Consider the following 17,335-nt stretch of genomic DNA (forward strand, 5'->3'; position numbering starts at 1 on the left):
ACACGGAACGGTGCAGGAAGCTGCAATCTCGGTGGGGTGAAATGGGTGGACGGGCTGGTGGACATCTACCGGGTATGACGCTGATACCGATCGAGGCTCGGAGTGGGCCGGTGAGTGAGGGAGTCGTGCACGACCCACCACCAAACGCGCGCCGGGAGCGGTTCGAGCAGGTCTTCGCGACGCATCGGGAGGCGGTGCTCGGGTACCTGCGCCGCCGGACCGACAGCGGCCACGACGCGGCCGACCTGCTCGCCGACACGTTCCTGGTCGCCTGGCGCCGGCTGGACGACGTACCGCTCGACCCACAGACCAGACCATGGCTGTACGGCGTAGCGCGCCGGGTGCTCGCCAACCACCGCCGCGGTGAGGGCCGCCGGCACGCACTGGCGACCAAGCTGCGTGGCGAACTCAGCGACGCCGACCCGGTGCACCCACTGCTGGACGACACCACCCCCGCGGCACGTGCCTTCCGAGCACTGCCTGAGCAGGACCGGGAGCTGCTGTCGCTGGTCGCGTGGGAGGAGCTCGACACAGGCCAGATAGCCACAGTCCTCGGCATCTCGCGCAACGCCGTACGCATCAGGCTGCACCGTGCCCGTAAGCGGTTCGCCAAGTTGCTCACCGCCCCACTCGCGAACCGCACCGTGGTCGCTCTCAGCACTGAGTCCACCCTGAAAGAAGGGGTTTCCCATGAAGACGCCTGACATCGACGCCGCGGTCCGCGGCCTCAACCCGCACCAGTCCACCGACAGCGTCTCGGACAACGCCTGGAGCGAGCTTGCGGACGCTGTGACCACAGACGAATCGTCTCCGGTAGTACGGCCGCTACGCCGCTCGCCGCGACGGCTCGTGCTGGCCGCCGCCTGCACGTTGCTGATCGGCGGTGTGGTCGCGGCGACCGTGGTCAACCGCCCCGACCAGAACCAGCCGCAGGCCCTGTCGTTCACCGAGCGCGGCGACAAGCTGATCGTGCGCGTCGTCGACCCGAACGCGGACCCGAAGCGCTACAACGCCGAGTTCAAGAAGATGGGCCTGGACGTGACGGTCCTGAGCGTCCCGGTCAGCCCGCCGTGGGTCGGCAAGATGATCAGCTTCAGCGGCCGCAACGACAAGGACATGAGCCAGCTCAAGATCCTGGAACCGGGTGAGCAGTGCAACGGCACCCTGAACGCCTCGGACCCGGGCTGCCAGGAGGGTGTCGAGCTGCCGAAGAACTACGACGGCAAGTCCGAGATCCAGTTCGGCCGCGTGGCGAAGCAGGGCGAGCTCTACGTCCACACCTCCTCGTCGGCGACGGACAAGGGCGAGGTGCTGGCCGGGCTGACGGTGAAGAACAAGACCGTCGACCAGGTGCTGCCGCTGGTCAGGTCCCGCGGTGTCCGCGAGATCGAGTACCTGACCAGCGACGGCCCCAACCACGAGCCGGTGAAGTCTCCGCCCGGCAACTGGTACGTCGACGACGCGTCGACGTACGCAGAGGGCATGGTCTCCCTGTACGTCAGCCCGACACCGGTCAAGTAACCACGAGCTGCAGCAAGCCTCCGGAGTACGTCGGACGCAGTACGGCCTCCACCCGGACGTACTGCGTCCGCACCGGTGTGAACGTAGTCGTGTTGAGCCGGTCCACCGCCACGTCGTACGGCGTGGTGTTCTGGACCGGCCGCCACGTCTCACCGTCCAGCCACAGCACCTGCCAGGACTGCGGGACACGACACTGACCGGAGCCGGTGTCGTCGAACCAGTACGCCGAGATCTCCGACAGCTCCCGTACCGAGCGCAGGTCGTATTCGATCCATTCCGTCGTACCGCGGCGGTCCCACCAGGTGAAGCGCGGAATCGACGTGTCTGCGGAGGATTCCGGCGTACGTCCGGAGTCAGGCGCCTCGAGTGAGTCACCGTCGTTGACGTGGGACGCGGTGATCCTGGTGCGGTAACTCCACTCCTTGCCGTCTGCAGCGACCTGTGGGAACGACGTGACCCGCAGCCTGGCCGCACCCATCGGGATGAGGGTGACGGTCTCCACGGGTTCGTTTGACTGCATAGGCCCCGGCTGGAGCAGTCCGACCACGTCCTCGGTGTCTGTTTCCCACTGCGGGATCCGCCGGGCAAGTGTGGTCAGTGCGAGCGGCACACCATCCGTGGTGAACGGGTTGTCGCCCGCTTCCCGTCGTACGACGTCGAACGACGCGTCGGCGACCAGACCGTAGTTCCACGGCGATTCCGGGTAGACCGAGAGCTCCGGCCACTCGTCAGTGCCGCCGATGCGCTCGTAGCGTTCGTCGATCTGCAGCGAGTAGGTCAACGGGCCGCGGTCGACGGACACCGAGTGCTGGTTGTCGTCCCACACCCGCGTCGTGGTGCGCATCGGCAGCGTGAGCGCGACGCGATCACCTGTGTGCCAGGTGCGGTCCAGCTTCATCCAGTCACCAGACGTCTGCACCTGCTGTCCGTTGACCTTCACCGAGGCGTCAGTCGCCCAGCCGGGACGCCTTAGATAGAAGGGGAAGCGGACCGGTCGCTGCGTCTGCACAGTGAACGTGATGGTGTCAGAGAACGGGTACTCCGTGTCCTGGACGACACTGACCGTCTCACCTGCTCCGACCGTCGCGGTGACCTTGCTGGCGGCGTACATCGACGCAGCGAGACCGTTGTCCGTCGTGGCCAGCCAGAGCTCCTGCACGTAGTACGGCCAGCCCATGCCGTAGTTGTGCGGGCAGCAGCGGTACTGGTGTACACCGTACTTGTAGGACTGCATCGGGAACGGGTTCTGGAACTGCCCGTGCTTCGGCCGGTCGTCGAGTTGCACGCTGTTGGCACAGGTGATGTAGTGCATGACCTGCTGCTGCGGGTCGTACGACGCCGGCAGCGAGTTGAACGCCAGCTCCTCACACCTGTCCGTCCACGCGACGTCACCGGTGAAGCGCGTGAGCAGCTCGCAGCTGTGCATCAGCTCGACGATCCCGCACGTCTCGAACCCCTGTCGCGGGTCACCGAACCCGGGCCGCGAGTTCTCGTCCCCCGCGAACCCGCCACCCGGGAACTGGCCGTACAACCCCATGACCGTCGCATAGTTCCGGTACGTCGCGTCCCGGTGCTTGGCGTCTCCGGACAGCAGCCAGTACTGCAGCGGCTCCCGGAATCCCTGCGCCAGGTTGACGTTGTGCCAGTTAGGAATGCCGTTGACGTAGTCCGCGGACCCGCTGTGCATCTTCGTCACCAGGTCGAGCAGCCACTGCTCTCCGGTGCGGTTGTAGAGCCAGTACGCACTGTCGATGTTGTCGCCCCAGCGGAACGCACCCCACGACCGGTTGAACACCTCCGGCGGCTGCGTGTTCTGGAACCGCAGGTACTTCGTCATGAACGGAATGACCCGCTCGTCACCGGAGTACTCGTACCAGGACCGGAACGCGGCCAGCAGCGGCATACCCGGCCAGAAATCAGGACCGTTCTCCAGGGAGGTCCGCAATCGCTCCGGACCGAACCACCCGTCGGCGGCCTGCGTCGCGAGGATCCCGTCCATCCACCGCTGTGTCCGGGTCAGTACGCCGCTGTCGCCGGTGACGTAGCCGAGGTCACCGAAGCCACGGAGCCAGTAGGGCAACTCCTCCCAGGCTCCCAGCGCCGGGTCGACCCAGCCGTTGGTCTCGTACACCAGGAAGTCCGAGATCTCGTCGTACCGGCCGCAGAGCCCGTCGACCTGCAGCTCGAGTTGCTGCGCGAGCCAGCCGCGTGGCTCGATCGCACCGGGCGGGAGCTTCTGGAACGGCACCGGCCGGAGCGGGGCGCGCTGCGGGACGTAGTGCCCGCCGCGACCGGCAGGTTCAGGCATAGCCATGGTTGTCGGGCCTCTCGGGTGTCAGAAGCGGAAAAACCGCACACGTTTTCCGTCGTTGACAACGTAGGACTACAGGTCGCATCGGTCAAGGTCAATGCGCAGGTCAGCAAGGTCTCCACTGCACTCCTGGTACGCTTCGCCGAACGATCGGAAGGAAACAGGAATGAAGAGGCCAGGCGTGCGGATGGTGGATGTCGCGGCGCTCGCCGGGGTGTCCGCGGGGACCGCATCGAAGGCCCTCAGCAACACCGGCCAGCTGAGCCAGGAGACCCGAGATCGGGTACGCCGGGCCGCGGCGACGCTCGGGTTCACACCAGACGCCCGTGGTCGTGCGCTCTCGTCCGGCCGCACGTACACCGTGGCGCTGCTGACCACCGACAGCTCGGGCCGCTTCAGCATCCCGATCATGCGCGGCGTGGAGGACGTGCTCAGCGCGGGTGAGCTGGCGACTGTCCTCTGCGACACCCGCGACGACCCGCTGCGCGAGCAGACCTACCTGCGTTCCCTCGTCGCGCGCGGCGTCGACGGCATCGTCGTCGCCGGCCGACGGACCGAGCCGCGGGCACGCATCGACGTACCGCTGCCGGTCGTCTACGCTCTCGCCGCCTCGACCGACCCGACCGATGCGTCGGTGATCGTCGACGACGCAGCCGGGGCCGCCGCGACAATCGCCCATCTCCACGGCCTCGGCCGGACCCGGATCGCCCACATCACCGGCCCGGCTCACCACCGCTCCGCAGCAGAACGTGCTGAAGCTGTCGCGGCTGCCTTGTGTATCGAGCCGCTCTACGGCGATTGGAGCGAACGCTGGGGCCGCCAAGCCACCGATCTGGTACTGCGTCAGAACCCGGACGCGATCACCTGCGGCAGCGACCAGATCGCCCGGGGCGTCTGCGATCGCCTCCGCGAACTCGGCCACTCGGTACCCGAGGACATCGCGGTCACCGGCTACGACAACTGGCCCGTGATGGCGCTCGCCAGCCGCCCGCCGCTCACCAGCGTCGACCTCCGCCTGGAAGACCTCGGCCGCCGCGCCGCCACGCTCCTCTTGGAAGCAATCGCCGGCAAGTCGCACCACGGCGTACTGGAACTCCCAACGCAGCTGATCACGCGCGAGTCGACGCTAGGAACCTGACTCCCGCCCCGGCTTGGAGGCCCACCGGTACGCGTAGGCGACCCAAACGACCGCCGGTACGCCGAAGATCGCCGCCGCGATCTCCCGCCCGAACATCAGCAACAACAACCCGGCCAGCACGAACGGAACCGCCAGCCACACAGCCCCGGCAAACGCCGCCCACCGCCACTTCCCCGGCTTCCGCGCCGCCGGCGCATACAACGAGGACACCGGCAAGCCGGCCAGCGCAGGCTCCAGCTCCCCGTGCATCACCGCGATGTTCAGGACATCGACCCGCCGATGCAGCTCCGCCTCGTCCAACCGCCCGATCGCGAACTGCTCGGCCAACTCGTCCGCGACAACCCGCCGGTCCTCGTCGGTCAGCCGAATCGTGGCCATCCGCCGCCGAGCCGCCACGACCCGGGCTTCCTGCCCCGCAGCCGCAGCCATCCCCACCAGATCGGACGGCTTCACCGGTCGCCGCTCCGCCATCCGCCTCACCTCACACTCGTCCCTCCGAGTGTGCCAGACGCGCCGGAAGGCGTCTTCCGACGCTGCATCCGCGTACTTCGTTGCCGGGTCCGGCGGAGACGCTGATCACACGATCCGCGCTCAACGCCGCGGCGGCATCAAGTCATCTCTGATCTCGACGGGCCGCACGGAGCCCCCTTGACGCTGGAGAAGACACCATGAAGAAGACCCTCACCGCTCGCGTTCTGGCCGCCGCCGCGATCATCGGCGCCGCCGGGCTGGTCCTCGGGATTGCGCCGAGCGACGCCGCCGTCCCGGCCCGGACCGCTGCCGTCACCGCGCACGCCAAGCCCGCACTCAAGCCGGCGAACCTGCACTTCAGCTACAAGTGCTGGGGCCGCGGGAGCCACTGCAACGTCGCGGCGTACGCGCCGACGGGCTGGAAGTTCACCCAGCTCAGCCGGGAGCAGGCGAAGTTCACCGACAGCTCGAACACATGGATGCTGCGCGTCAACGGCGGCCTCGGTGGCAAGGTCAGCACGAGCCGCGCCGCCGACCAGCGGGTCCACGCGCTGCACGGCGTCACCGGTTTCAAGATGGTGTACCGCGGCAACGGCAGCACGCCGTCCAAGGTCGGCTGGGACGGCCCGCGCGTCGCCTACACGCAGATCACCTACACCTACCGCGACGGCGCCCGCGGTCAGCGGTGGATCGCCACCCGCTTCGTCGACACCTACGAGAACGGCCGCCGCGCGTACATCGAGATCACGGTCGCCGGTCGTCCCCAGGACCAGGCCGGACTCAACAAGGTACTGACCGAGGCGACCCAGCGGGTGGCGCTGGTCGGCTGACCCGGGCACAGCAGCGCCCGGGTCACACGCCGGTCAGTTGAGGACGGACGGGAGGGTTGCCGTCCAGGCCTCGCGGAGTTCCGTGAGCGGGAGCTCGAACTGGTCCTGGACGTCGAGGGTGTCGCCGGTGATGACGCCGATCTTCGCGTGCGGGAAGCGGCGGGCGGTGCACATGTCGGTGAACCGCACCTCCTCGGTCCGCGGTACGGCGACGACCGCGCGGCCGGCCGACTCCGCGAACAGGAACAGGAACGGGTCGAGCCCGTCCGGAGCCCAGACCCGCGCGCCGACGCCGCCACGCAGCGCGGACTCGACCAACGTCTGGGCGACGCCGCCGTCGCTGATGTCGTGCGCCGCGTCGATCAGCCCGTCGCGGGACGCGTTGATCAGGATGTCGGCCAGCTGCTGCTCCGCCGCCAGGTCCACCGCCGGCGGCCGCCCACCGAGGTGACCGTGGACGACGTGCGCCCACTCGGACCCCGACAGCTCCTCCTCGGTCTCACCGAGCAGGTACAGCTGGTGGCCCTCCATCTCGGCCGTGAACCCGATCGGCGTACGGCGGGTGACGTCGTCGATCACGCCGAGCACACCGACCACCGGGGTCGGCAGGATCGCAGTCTCGCCGGTCTGGTTGTAGAACGACACGTTCCCACCGGTGACCGGGATGCCGAGCTCCTTGCACCCGTCGACCAGGCCGCGGATCGCCTCGGTGAACTGCCACATCACCGCCGGGTCCTCCGGCGAGCCGAAGTTCAGGCAGTCGGTGACCGCGACCGGGCGGGCGCCGGTGGTCGCGACGTTCCGGAACGACTCGGCGAGCGCGAGCTTGGCGCCGGTGTACGGGTCGAGCTTGGCGAACCGGCCGTTGCAGTCGGTCGACACCGCGACGCCGAGGCCGCTGGTCTCGTCGACCCGGATCATCCCGCTGTCCTCGGGCTGCGCGAGCACCGAGTTGCCGAGCACGTACCGGTCGTACTGGTCCGTCACCCACGACTTGTCGCAGAGGTTCGGCGAGGCGACCAGCTTCAGCAGCGTGTCCCGAAGCTCCGCGCCACTGCTTGCCCGCGGCAACTTCTCGGCGCCGTCCGCCTGCAGTTCGTCCTGCCAGGACGGCCGCTCGTACGGGCGGTTGTAGACCGGACCTTCGTGCGCGACGGTCTCCGGCAGTACGTCGACGACCCGCTCGCCGTGCCAGTCGATCTCCAGCCGTCCGGTGTCGGTCACCTCACCGATCACATCGGCCTGGACGTCCCACTTCTCGCAGATCTTCAGGAACGCCTCGACGTTCTCCGGGGTGACGCAGGCCATCATGCGTTCCTGCGACTCGCTCATCAGGATCTCTTCGGGCGACAGCGAGGCATCCCGCAGCGGCACCTTGTCCAGCGACACCCGCATGCCACCGTCGCCCGCGCTGGCGAGCTCGGAGGTCGCACAGGACAGGCCGCCGCCACCCAGGTCCTGGATGCCCTCGACGACGTGCGCGGCGAACAGCTCGAGCGTGCACTCGATCAGCAGCTTCTCCATGAACGGGTCGCCGACCTGGACCGCCGGACGCTTGGTCGGGCCGCCCTCCGCGAAGGTCTCCGACGCCAGCACGGACACTCCGCCGATACCGTCGCCGCCCGTCTTGGCGCCGTACAGGATCATCTGGTTGCCGACGCCGGTCGCGTTCGCGAGGTGCAGGTCCTCGTGCCGCATCACGCCGATGCAGAGCGCGTTCACCAGCGGGTTGCCCAGGTACGTCGGGTCGAAGACGACCTCGCCGCCGATGTTCGGTAGGCCGAGGCTGTTCCCGTAACCGCCGACGCCGGACACGATCCCCGGCAGCACGCGCTTGGTGTCCGGGGCGTCCAGCGGGCCGAAACGCAGCGGGTCCATGACCGCGACCGGGCGGGCGCCCATCGCGATGATGTCGCGGACGATGCCGCCGACCCCGGTCGCCGCACCCTGGTACGGCTCGACGTACGACGGGTGGTTGTGCGACTCGACCTTGAACGTGACGGCGTACCCCTCGCCGATGTCGATGACGCCGGCGTTCTCACCGATCCCGGCCAGCATCTTCCCGGCCGGAGTCTCCTGCGGAATCTCGCCGAAGCGCTTCAGGTGCACCTTGGACGACTTGTACGAGCAGTGCTCGCTCCACATCACCGAGTACATCGCCAGCTCACAGCTGGTCGGGCGCCGCTCGAGGATGTCCCGGATCCGCTGGTACTCGTCCGGTTTCAGCCCGAGCTCAGCCCAAGGCTGCTCGACCTCAGGCGTGTTGGTGGCGTTGCTGACGGTGTCAGCGTGGGATTCCGGGGACACGTTAGGACTCCTGCACTAGGTGGGACTCAGGTAAAACGGTAGCGGGCCGGCCGGAAACCATCAGATGGGCCACCAGCAAAGGGAGGGCGAAGCCGATCATGATGGCGGGGAGGGCGACGCCGGCGTCGTTGAGGAGCATGCCGACGAGGCCGCAGGTGGAGAGCGCCAGCAGCGTCGGGCGAACCATCGGGGAGCTGTCGTAGAAGGTGCGGTACGACGCGGACGGCACGCGGTGCGGCAGGAGCGTGCCCAGCATGCAGAGGATGACCGCGATGAGCATGGCCCAGCCGGCCGGCCCGCTGAAGAACTGCACGGCCATCTCCAGCTTGCGGATCAGTACGTCGCTGACGTCGCCCTCGAGGAGGCGGGCGACGAACGCGCCGAAGTGACTGCGCTCGTCCGGTGGACGCAGGTAGTCGAGGAAGGCGACCGCAGACACAGTCAGTACGCCGGCCACGCCGACACCGATCAGTGCGCGCAATGAAATGCTCCCGCGCCACGTCAGCCAGGCCATGAGCAGGACAGCCGGGGTCAGCGCGATGATGCCGCCGAAGTCCGTCCCCCAGCCCGGCCTGCCGTCCACAACGATCGCAGCACCGCCGACGACCAGTACTGCGATCGCAGCCTGCACCCTGCTCTTGCTGATGAGCTTCTGCGCCGCGAAGCCCGCAGCGACGAGTGCTCCGACCGCCAGCGTCGCGAAGGTGGAGTTCCCGAAGCCGTAGAACCGTCCGCCGATCACAGGCCCGTCGGCAAACATGCTGCCGACCTGCAGCGGCGTACCGAGCACGCCGTCGACCAGCAGGATCAGGTACGCCGCTATCGCGAGTCCGAGGTACGCGTACTTCTTCAGCACAACCTGTGCCGCCAAAGCAGCCAGCGCACTGATCCCGATAATCACGCAGTACAAGGAGAAACCGGGCGACGGCCAGCGCCACCAGACGGTCAGTGTGGACAGGAAGACCGCTAGGTAGAACCCGCCCTGCATCAGCAACGTGAACACCGCGGTACGTCGGGACGCGGGCGAGCGCCGGAACCAGAACCAGAGCAGCGCGAGCACCTCGGCCGCGACGATCGTCAGCGACACCGCGAACAGCATCGGCCGTGGCTGCTCGAACCGTTGGTTGGCGTCCAGCCGGTCCTCGATGACGGCCGCCGCGTCGGTGTGACGGTCTCCGGTGAAGTGGATCTCGTTGCCGTCCAGCGGCCCGGCGTCGGCGGACCCCGCCGGGTCGACGTTCGCGGGAGTCCTCTCCTTGAGGATGGTCGCGGTCACGTCGGTGAGCTGGATGAGTCCCGGACGGCGGGTGCTGTCACTCGTCAGCCAGCGCGGACCGTTGTCCGGGGGCAACTGCATGGCGACCAGCGACTCCTGGTGCGCGTTCGCGAGCTCCTGGCTGACACCGACCAGCAGGACCCAGCCGCCGGCCGCACGGGCCTGCGTGACCAGCTGAGCGACCTTCTGGCGTGCCTCGGCCCGTCCTTCACGTGGCGGCAGCGCACCGGCGTCGACGATCGCGTCGCCGCAGTCCGGCTTCGCCAGCTGGGAGGGGTCGAACTCGGCCTGCCAGTTGGCCACAGAGCCGTCCGTCCGGGCCAGAGCGATCGCAGCGCCCGGCCCGAAGCCGCAGATGGGGTACCCGGTCTGGCCGAGGCGGCCGATCGGTGCGCCCGTGTGGTGCTCCGCCTGGCGGTCGACGTACGTCTGCCAGTCGTTCACCTTGCCGTTGGTCACCGCGGGCAGCTCACCGCACGACTGGTCGGCAACACTCCCCCAGGCACGGGTGCCGGCGCTGATCGTCAGCCACCCGTCGATGGGGCAGGTGTGCGGGCCGGCCGTCTTCACCGAGATCGAGCCCACGTGCGACTGGTTCACCAGCGCGGTCAGCTCCGGCGACGCCTTCACGTCGTTCCAGGTGAGTCCGGGTACGCCGATGACCACGACCTTCGCGAACAGACCGGTAGGCTGCGCGACCGCCGTACCGCTGCCCAGGAGCAGGACCGCCGCCGTCAACAAGATGGCGCGGACCAGTCCGGTAAACCTCATCAGGAGGCGACGACGGCCTTCAGCACCGAGGTGAAGAAGCCCAGGCCGTCCGTGGTCGGGCCGGTGAGTGTCTCGACGGCGTGCTCCGGGTGCGGCATCAGACCGACCACGTTGCCGCGCTCGTTCGTGATGCCGGCGATGTCGCGGTACGAGCCGTTCGGGTTGCCCAGATAGCGGGCCACCACGCGGCCCTCACCCTCCAGCCGGTCCAGCGTCGCCTCGTCGGCGACGAACGAACCGTCCTGGTTCTTCAGCACGATGGTGATCTCGTGGTTCGCGTCGTAGTCGCTGGTCCACGCGGTGCTGTTGTTCTCGATCCGCAGCGTCTGGTCCTTGCAGACGAACTTGCGGTGGTGGTTCTTGATCAGCGCGCCGGGCAGCAGGTGCGACTCGCACAGCACCTGGAAGCCGTTGCAGATGCCGAGCACCGGCATCCCCTCGCCGGCCCGCTTGATGATGGTCTCCATCACCGGCGCGAACCGGGAGATGGCACCGGCGCGCAGGTAGTCGCCGTACGAGAAGCCGCCGGGCAGGACGACCGCGTCCACGCCGTGCAGGTCCTCGTCACCGTGCCAGAGCGCGACCGCCTCGGCGCCGGCCACCGCGGCCGCGCGGCGGGCGTCGGCGTCGTCCAGCGAGCCCGGGAAGGTGACGACCCCGATCTTCACTGGTTCTCCACGTGCAGCGTGTAGTCCTCGATCACCGGGTTGGCCAGCAGCGTGTCGGCGGCCTTCCGGATCTCGGCGACCCGCTCCTCGGTCGCCTCACCGTCCAGGGTGATCTCGAAGCGCTTTCCCTGCCGGACGTCGGCCACGCCGTCGAAGCCGAGCCGGCCGAACGCGCCGTGCACCGCCTTGCCCTGCGGGTCGAGGATCTCGGGCTTGAGCATGACGTCGACGACAACGCGAGCCACTGACTACTCCAGGTTCGTTGCGGGGTGACGGCTGAATCCTACCGACCGCGGCGAGGATTGCCGCATCCTGGACTATTCACTCAGTATATACACACGATGTATAGTTCCGGTCATGGCCACTGCTGAGCTCGTCCTCGGGCTGCTGTCCGCCGGCCCGGCGCACGGGTACGACGTGAAGCGGGGCCATGACGCCTGGTTCCCGGACAGCCGGCCGCTCGCCTTCGGACAGGTGTACACGACGCTCGGGCGACTGGAGCGCGACGGACTGGTCGAGGTGGTCGACAAGACCTCCGGCGGCGGACCGGACCGGACGGTCTACGCGCTGACGAGCAAGGGCCGCGACCACCTGACCGACTGGCTCAACGACCCGGTGCCGCCGGCCTGGGGAAGCGCCGACGAGGTACTGCGGAAGCTCGTGGCGGCGATCCGGACCGGAGGCGACGCGGCGGGATTCCTCGCCCGCCAGCGCGCGAGCCACCTGCGCCGGATCCGTGAGCTCCGGGAGACCCCGGCCGACAACGACCCGACCTCGCCACTGGTGCGCGAGTACATCGTGGCTCATCTGGACGCTGATCTGCGCTGGCTGGACGGCGCAATGGACCGCATCTCCGAGCAGAGGGGGACTCGCTGATGAACGCTGCTCTGGAACTGGACCGAATCGAGTACGCCTACCGGCGGAACACGGCTCTCCGTGGTGTCAGCCTGCAGCTCAAGCCGGGCGAAGTCGTCGCGGTGACCGGTGCGAGCGGATGCGGCAAGTCGACGCTGCTGCACTGCGCGGCGGGCATCCTCACTCCGGACGCCGGTGCCGTGCAGGTGGACGGCCAGGACCTGGCCGCTCTCCCGGAGGAGCAGCGCGCGGCGCTCCGGCGTACGAAGGTCGGCATCGTGCTGCAGTTCGGTCAACTGGTGCCGGACCTCCCACTGGTCGACAACGTGGCGCTCCCGCTCCTGCTGGGTGGCCATGAGCGCGGTGAGGCACACAAGGCCGCAATGAACTGGCTGGACCAGGTGGGCATCGCCGACGACGCCGATGCGGTTCCGGGCGAGCTGTCCGGCGGCCAGACGCAGCGTGCTGCGGTAGCGCGCGCACTGGTCACCGGTCCGTCCGTACTACTCGCAGACGAGCCCACCGGCAGTCTGGACAGTCGGGCCGGTCAGGAGCTCCTCGACGTACTACTGGAAGCTGCCCGCTACCGCGGTGCTGCTCTGCTGATGGTGACCCACGACAACCTGGTGGCAGCGTCAGCTGACCGCGAGATCCGGCTGCGCGACGGTCTGATCCAGCACGAGGTGTCGCTCTGATGACGCTCGAGACACTGATACAGCTGGCGCGCTCACGGACACCGGCCGACCGCAGCCGGGTCCAGCTCGCCACTGCAGCACTGGCACTCAGCGGAGCCCTCCTGCTCGGCGCACTGCGCATCGCTCGCCTAGGCAAGGGAGAGCTGAGCAACCTTGTCTACAGCAACTACATCGCCGAGAGCGGCCTCCGCTCCGGGCTGATCGCGATCCTGATCATCCTGGCCGCGCTCACCGGAGGCCTGGCGGTCCAAGCCTTACGACTGGGTACGGCGGCCCGCGAACGGCGACTGGCTGCGCTACGGCTGGCAGGTGCTTCCCAGAAGCAGCTACGCCAGCTGACCGTCACCGACGCAGCCATTGCCGGTCTGGCCGGTGGACTGCTCGCTGGGCCTGCCTACCTGGTCCTCAGCCTGGTGTTCGGCGCACTGCCGCGGATGGCCCGGGTCCTACCCGGCGCAGAGGTGTTGGACGCGGTGCTGTGGATTCCTGTCGTGGTGATGATGACGGCAGCCGGTGCGGTGATCGGAAGCCTCCTGCACCGAGACGGGCCCGTTTCGCGGCAACCACAGTCCGCGGCGCAGCGTCGTACCGGCATCATCGCTGGACCGGTACTGATCGCGCTCGGCCTGCTCGCCTCGCCGTACATGGGCTACGTGGGCTCCACGATCCTGCTCGCCGGCCTGGCGCTCTTCTTCCTGAGCACCTCCGGAGTCTGGATTCGCGGGTTAGGGCGGCGGCTGCAGCGGTCCGGCGACCCCGCCAACCTGCTCACCGGCCTCCGGCTGGTGACCGACTCCCGGCCCGCCTCCCGGATCTGCATGCTGCTGGGCTGCTGCGGCTTCCTCGTCGGCACCCTGGCCAACGGGATCGCCGCCGTCCAGGACGACGCAGAGCTGGGCGGCAGTACTGCTTTCTACAGCACCGGTTTCGGACTGACGATCGCCGGACTCGTCCTGGTTGCCCTGACCGCGCTGGCCGCGCTGATCGTCGGCGTCGCGGACCAGCTGGTCGACCAGCGCCGTCAGTTCGCCAGCCTGACCGCGCTGGGTGTGGACCTGCCGTTCCTCCGCCGAGTCATTCGCCGTCAGCTGACCGTCGTCGCGGCTCCTGCGCTGGCCGCCGGCCTGCTGTTCGGCACCGTGATCGGCATCAACCGAGTAGGCGGCGGCGCGGTCGGGCCGTTCGATCCGGGAACGCTGCTGCTCGCGGCGATCCTGACGATCGCGGGCTGGCTCCTCGGTCACCTCGGCGGCGCCGCCGCCGGTTTCCTGCTTCGCAACCAACTGCGGGACGCACTCGATCCCGAGAACCTAAGGGCGGCCTGATGACCTCGACACCTTTGGCGGTCCGACCCGCGTTGCTGCTCGGCGTACCGAACCGGATCACGCTGATCCGGACCGTGATCGCGATGGCGCTCGCCACGTACGCGTTCAGCACCGGCGATCTGCTGTGGCTGGTGATCGGGTACGTCTCCTACTGGTTCGGCGACAGCCTCGACGGCTGGGTGGCTCGCCGCCGGAACGAGGAGTCGCTGTCCGGTGCGGTGTTCGACATCGTCTGCGACCGGGCCTGCTCCTTCCTGCTGGCGGCCGCGTTCATGGCGACATACCCGGACACGATCGGCCCGCTGGCGCTCTACCTGGTGCAGTTCGGCGTACTGGACACCATGCTGACGTTCTCGTTCCTGCTCTGGCCGTGGATGCTCAGCCCGAACTACTTCTACAAGGTGGACCGGCCGATCTACGTCTGGAACTGGTCCAAGCCGGCCAAGGCGATGAACACGGGCGCCGTGGTGGTCTCGCTGGTCGTCGCGGGCCAGACCGGTGCCGATTGGCTGCCGTACGCCGTCGCGATCGCGGCCCTGGCGGTCAAGGTCGTCTCGTCCTACCGGCTGGTCGAGATCCTCTGCGGACGCCGCGCCGCCGCCCCGGGAGAGCCACGATCATGACCCGATGTGACCCTGGTCCCTCCCCCAACCGGGGCCTAGATCCCTGGCGGTGGCCGTGATCGCGCTTAGCCTCGGAGTTATGTGGGTGTGGCAACTGGTACTTGCGGTGGGCTTCGGGATCGGGTCCGCCGTCGTACCGTTCCTGAACGCCGAGGCGTACGTGCTCGGCGTCGGGGTCACCGGCGCCCTGAACCCGCTCGTCGCCGCGAGCGGCGTCGCCGTCGGCCAGACCATCGGCAAGGTCGCGATGTTCCTCGCCGTCCGCTACCGCCCCGGCTACGCGGCCAGCAAGACCAAGGAACCGAAACCGGTCGACCTGGACACCCGCTGGGGCCGCTTCGTCCAGCGCAACCGCGACCTCAGCAAGCGGCTCCTGGACGCGATGAGCGACAGCCGCTGGGGTATCCCGGTCACCCTGCTGAGCGCGTTCGTCGGTATCCCGCCGCTGTACGGCGTCGCGCTGATCGGCGGCGCTTCGCGGATGAAGACCATCGTGTTCACGCTCTGCGTCCTGGTCGGCCGTGGCGGCCGCTTCATCCTGCTCGCGCTGGGCATCAGCGCGATCTAGGCGTCGAACTTGCGGCCGGTCAGCTGCTCGTACGCCCTGATGTACGCCGACCTGGTCCGCTCGACGACCTCGTCGGTCAACGGCGGCGGGGCCTCGCCGGACGTGCGGTCCCAGCCGGACTCGAACTGCAGCCAGTCCCGGATGATCTGCTTGTCGTACGACGGCTGCGGCTTGCCCGGCGCCCACTGGTCGGCCGGCCAGAAGCGGCTCGAATCCGGTGTCAGCACCTCGTCGGCGAGCACGAGCGTCCCGTCCGCGCGGGCGCCGAACTCGAACTTCGTGTCGGCGAGGATGATCCCGCGCTCCTCGGCCATCGCCCGTGCCTTCGTGTAGATCTCGAGCGTGGTGTCCCGCAGAGCAGCCGCCGTGTCCGCGCCGACGGTCGCGACCACCACGTCGTACGACACGTTCTCGTCGTGCTCGCCGAGCTCGGCCTTCGTGGCCGGCGTGAAGATCGGGGTGTCGAAGCGCGAGCCCTCGACCAGGCCGCCCGGCAGCGGGATCCCGCAGACCGCGCCGGTGGCGTTGTAGTCGAGCAGGCCGGTGCCGCTCAGGTACCCGCGGGCCACGCACTCCACCGGGTAGATCGCGAGCTTCTCGCACACCAAGGCCCGCCCGGCGACCTCGGCCGGCACATCCGTGGAGATGACGTGGTTCGGCACGTCCAGCTGCTCGAACCACCACAGGCTCATCGCGGTGAGCACCTTCCCCTTGTCGGGGATCGGCGTCTCAAGGATCCAGTCGAACGCGCTCTGCCGGTCGCTGGCGACCATGAGCAGGTCGCCGGACTCGAGCTCGTACAGATCCCGGACCTTGCCGGAGTGGAGGTGCTTCGCACCTGGAATCTCGGGCGCCTGCGGAGGTGTGGTCACAGCCCAGATTGTTCCATCCGCCTACTTGCGGGCCCGCAGTGCCACCAGTTTCCCGCCGACGGTGAACAAGGCGTCGCGGATCGTGCAGAGCAACGGGTTCTCGGTCTGGCCGACGCGGCCGACGCTGCGGGACCGCTTCACCAGCTTGGTCGTCGCCGGTCGACGTTCGGCGTCGTACGCCGTCAGCGCTGCTTGCAGATCGCTGGTCCGTCCGAGGTGCCGGGCCAGCGCGCCGGCGTCCTCGATCGCGGAGCAGGCGCCGCGGCCCAGGTTCGGCGTCATCGCGTGCGCCGCGTCGCCGAGCAGCACCACCCGCCCCTGCACGAACGGCACCAGCGGCAGCGTCAGGTCGTAGATGTCGTTCTGCAGGATCTTCTCGCTGCCCGCGATCAGCCGCGGCAGCGGATCGTGCCAGCTCTCGAACACAGTCGGCTCGCTCTTGGTGCCGGCCGGCTGGTTGGCGGTCGCGTACCAGTAGAACCGCCCGTCGATCAGCCGCGCGAACCCGAACAGGTGCCCGCGGCCCCAAGTCTCGCCGCCGCCGTCGTCCAGGTCCACGTCCGCGATCCCGCGGTACGCCGTGAACCCGGAGTACCGCGGGCCTGCGTACTGCGGATACAGCGCCCCACGTACCGCGCTCCGGATCCCGTCGGCCGCCACCAGGAGCTCCGCCCGCAGGTCACCGTTGACCGTGACGCCGTCCGCGTCCTGCTTCACCGTCCGTACGTCGTACCCGGTCCGGACCGTCACCGCGGGACCGAACTCGGCGGTGATCAGCTCGTGGAGCTGCGCGCGATGAATCATCACCGGGAGCTCCATGCCGAGATCGGCCGCGCCGACCACCCAGCGGCCGTCGGGCTTGCGCATCCCGGCCGGCTTGGACTGCACCGACGCCTTCTCGACGCCCTTGACCCCGAGCTCCTCGAGTACGGCGACCGCCGATGGCCAGACCGAGATGCCGGCCCCGACCTCACCCAGCTCCGGAGCACGCTCCAGCACTGTGACCTGCCAGCCGCGCCGTTGCAGCGCGACAGCAGCCATGACCCCTCCGATACCCGCCCCGACCACGATCGCCGTACTCATGATCTCGACTCTACATCTGTA

At 68.6% G+C, this 17,335-nt stretch carries 17 protein-coding genes; 9 read left to right on the forward strand and 8 right to left on the reverse strand.

Features of this window, described 5'->3' with window-relative positions; all coding sequences use genetic code 11:
• Positions 1-110: 110 nt before the first annotated feature.
• Together OHB24_RS08610 and OHB24_RS08615 are read left to right on the forward strand one after the other, a co-directional pair.
• A complete protein-coding gene (locus OHB24_RS08610) occupies positions 111-704 on the forward strand; it encodes an RNA polymerase sigma factor (RefSeq protein ID WP_327638418.1) in 594 nt (197 codons plus the stop codon).
• On the forward strand, positions 691-1,521 hold the full coding sequence (locus OHB24_RS08615) for a hypothetical protein (protein WP_327638419.1): 831 nt from the start codon (positions 691-693) through the stop codon (positions 1,519-1,521). Before OHB24_RS08610 ends, OHB24_RS08615 begins: the two co-directional genes overlap by 14 nt.
• On the opposite strand, the gene OHB24_RS08620 is transcribed toward OHB24_RS08615, so the two are convergent.
• Positions 1,514-3,829, reverse strand: a complete 2,316-nt coding sequence (locus tag OHB24_RS08620) for a beta-L-arabinofuranosidase domain-containing protein (RefSeq protein ID WP_327638420.1) — start codon at positions 3,827-3,829, stop codon at positions 1,514-1,516. The two genes, OHB24_RS08615 and OHB24_RS08620, sit on opposite strands and share 8 nt — an antisense overlap.
• 169 nt (positions 3,830-3,998) lie before the next feature.
• Here OHB24_RS08620 and OHB24_RS08625 point away from each other — a divergent pair, with 169 nt between their 5' ends.
• Positions 3,999-4,970 carry a LacI family DNA-binding transcriptional regulator gene (locus tag OHB24_RS08625; RefSeq protein ID WP_327638421.1) on the forward strand — a complete coding sequence of 324 codons (972 nt, stop codon included), beginning with the start codon at positions 3,999-4,001 and terminating at the stop codon, positions 4,968-4,970.
• On the opposite strand, the gene OHB24_RS08630 is transcribed toward OHB24_RS08625, so the two are convergent.
• Positions 4,959-5,441 (reverse strand): DUF1707 SHOCT-like domain-containing protein, encoded by a 483-nt coding sequence (locus OHB24_RS08630; protein ID WP_327638422.1) that lies wholly within the window; start codon positions 5,439-5,441, stop codon positions 4,959-4,961. The genes OHB24_RS08625 and OHB24_RS08630 overlap by 12 nt on opposite strands.
• 197 nt (positions 5,442-5,638) lie before the next feature.
• Between OHB24_RS08630 and OHB24_RS08635 the strand changes: the two genes are divergently transcribed.
• The gene (locus OHB24_RS08635; RefSeq protein ID WP_327638423.1) at positions 5,639-6,271 is read left to right on the forward strand and encodes a hypothetical protein; all 633 of its coding nucleotides are present in this window, start codon (positions 5,639-5,641) and stop codon (positions 6,269-6,271) included.
• 33 nt (positions 6,272-6,304) lie between these two features.
• On the opposite strand, the gene purL is transcribed toward OHB24_RS08635, so the two are convergent.
• Genes purL through purS form a run of 4 tightly spaced genes read right to left on the reverse strand, consistent with a single transcriptional unit; the run spans position 6,305 to position 11,538 of the window.
• Complete coding sequence (gene purL / locus OHB24_RS08640) at positions 6,305-8,578, reverse strand: phosphoribosylformylglycinamidine synthase subunit PurL (protein ID WP_327638424.1); 2,274 nt, start codon at positions 8,576-8,578, stop codon at positions 6,305-6,307.
• Between the two features lies 1 nt (position 8,579).
• Positions 8,580-10,625 (reverse strand): hypothetical protein, encoded by a 2,046-nt coding sequence (locus tag OHB24_RS08645; protein WP_327638425.1) that lies wholly within the window; start codon positions 10,623-10,625, stop codon positions 8,580-8,582.
• Positions 10,625-11,293: a phosphoribosylformylglycinamidine synthase subunit PurQ gene (gene purQ / locus OHB24_RS08650; RefSeq protein WP_327638426.1), complete on the reverse strand. Its 669-nt coding sequence runs from the start codon at positions 11,291-11,293 to the stop codon at positions 10,625-10,627. Before purQ ends, OHB24_RS08645 begins: the two co-directional genes overlap by 1 nt.
• Positions 11,290-11,538, reverse strand: coding sequence for a phosphoribosylformylglycinamidine synthase subunit PurS (gene purS / locus OHB24_RS08655; protein WP_131283676.1), 249 nt, complete (start codon positions 11,536-11,538; stop codon positions 11,290-11,292). The genes purQ and purS overlap by 4 nt, the downstream gene beginning before the upstream one ends.
• Before the next feature lie 112 nt (positions 11,539-11,650).
• Between purS and OHB24_RS08660 the strand changes: the two genes are divergently transcribed.
• From OHB24_RS08660 to OHB24_RS08680, 5 genes are all read left to right on the forward strand, one after another.
• Positions 11,651-12,169, forward strand: a complete 519-nt coding sequence (locus tag OHB24_RS08660) for a PadR family transcriptional regulator (protein ID WP_327638427.1) — start codon at positions 11,651-11,653, stop codon at positions 12,167-12,169.
• Positions 12,169-12,843 carry an ABC transporter ATP-binding protein gene (locus OHB24_RS08665; protein WP_327638428.1) on the forward strand — a complete coding sequence of 225 codons (675 nt, stop codon included), beginning with the start codon at positions 12,169-12,171 and terminating at the stop codon, positions 12,841-12,843. The genes OHB24_RS08660 and OHB24_RS08665 overlap by 1 nt, the downstream gene beginning before the upstream one ends.
• The gene (locus OHB24_RS08670) at positions 12,843-14,168 is read left to right on the forward strand and encodes an FtsX-like permease family protein (RefSeq protein ID WP_327638429.1); all 1,326 of its coding nucleotides are present in this window, start codon (positions 12,843-12,845) and stop codon (positions 14,166-14,168) included. The genes OHB24_RS08665 and OHB24_RS08670 overlap by 1 nt, the downstream gene beginning before the upstream one ends.
• A complete protein-coding gene (locus tag OHB24_RS08675; protein ID WP_327638430.1) occupies positions 14,168-14,791 on the forward strand; it encodes a CDP-alcohol phosphatidyltransferase family protein in 624 nt (207 codons plus the stop codon). The genes OHB24_RS08670 and OHB24_RS08675 overlap by 1 nt, the downstream gene beginning before the upstream one ends.
• A 79-nt stretch (positions 14,792-14,870) precedes the next feature.
• On the forward strand, positions 14,871-15,359 hold the full coding sequence (locus OHB24_RS08680) for a hypothetical protein (RefSeq protein ID WP_327638431.1): 489 nt from the start codon (positions 14,871-14,873) through the stop codon (positions 15,357-15,359).
• On the opposite strand, the gene OHB24_RS08685 is transcribed toward OHB24_RS08680, so the two are convergent.
• Positions 15,356-16,231, reverse strand: coding sequence for a phosphoribosylaminoimidazolesuccinocarboxamide synthase (locus OHB24_RS08685; protein ID WP_327638432.1), 876 nt, complete (start codon positions 16,229-16,231; stop codon positions 15,356-15,358). The two genes, OHB24_RS08680 and OHB24_RS08685, sit on opposite strands and share 4 nt — an antisense overlap.
• A 21-nt stretch (positions 16,232-16,252) precedes the next feature.
• Positions 16,253-17,314 (reverse strand): FAD-dependent oxidoreductase, encoded by a 1,062-nt coding sequence (locus OHB24_RS08690; RefSeq protein ID WP_327638433.1) that lies wholly within the window; start codon positions 17,312-17,314, stop codon positions 16,253-16,255.
• Positions 17,315-17,335 lie beyond the last annotated feature (21 nt).

Origin of the sequence: Kribbella sp. NBC_00482, from assembly GCF_036013725.1 — a bacterium.
Taxonomy (GTDB): Bacteria; Actinomycetota; Actinomycetes; order Propionibacteriales; family Kribbellaceae; genus Kribbella.

Excerpts from the sequence above, each read along its gene's own strand:
- OHB24_RS08625 (WP_327638421.1), top strand. The coding sequence starts at position 3,999 with ATGAAGAGGCCAGGCGTGCGGATGGTGGATGTCGCGGCGCTCGCCGGG.
- OHB24_RS08645 (WP_327638425.1), bottom strand. The coding sequence starts at position 10,625 with ATGAGGTTTACCGGACTGGTCCGCGCCATCTTGTTGACGGCGGCGGTC.
- OHB24_RS08660 (WP_327638427.1), top strand. The coding sequence starts at position 11,651 with ATGGCCACTGCTGAGCTCGTCCTCGGGCTGCTGTCCGCCGGCCCGGCG.
- OHB24_RS08630 (WP_327638422.1), bottom strand. The coding sequence starts at position 5,441 with ATGGCGGAGCGGCGACCGGTGAAGCCGTCCGATCTGGTGGGGATGGCT.
- OHB24_RS08690 (WP_327638433.1), bottom strand. The coding sequence starts at position 17,314 with ATGAGTACGGCGATCGTGGTCGGGGCGGGTATCGGAGGGGTCATGGCT.
- OHB24_RS08635 (WP_327638423.1), top strand. The coding sequence starts at position 5,639 with ATGAAGAAGACCCTCACCGCTCGCGTTCTGGCCGCCGCCGCGATCATC.
- OHB24_RS08680 (WP_327638431.1), top strand. The coding sequence starts at position 14,871 with ATGTGGGTGTGGCAACTGGTACTTGCGGTGGGCTTCGGGATCGGGTCC.
- OHB24_RS08615 (WP_327638419.1), top strand. The coding sequence starts at position 691 with ATGAAGACGCCTGACATCGACGCCGCGGTCCGCGGCCTCAACCCGCAC.
- OHB24_RS08670 (WP_327638429.1), top strand. The coding sequence starts at position 12,843 with ATGACGCTCGAGACACTGATACAGCTGGCGCGCTCACGGACACCGGCC.
- OHB24_RS08620 (WP_327638420.1), bottom strand. The coding sequence starts at position 3,829 with ATGCCTGAACCTGCCGGTCGCGGCGGGCACTACGTCCCGCAGCGCGCC.
- OHB24_RS08665 (WP_327638428.1), top strand. The coding sequence starts at position 12,169 with ATGAACGCTGCTCTGGAACTGGACCGAATCGAGTACGCCTACCGGCGG.
- OHB24_RS08675 (WP_327638430.1), top strand. The coding sequence starts at position 14,168 with ATGACCTCGACACCTTTGGCGGTCCGACCCGCGTTGCTGCTCGGCGTA.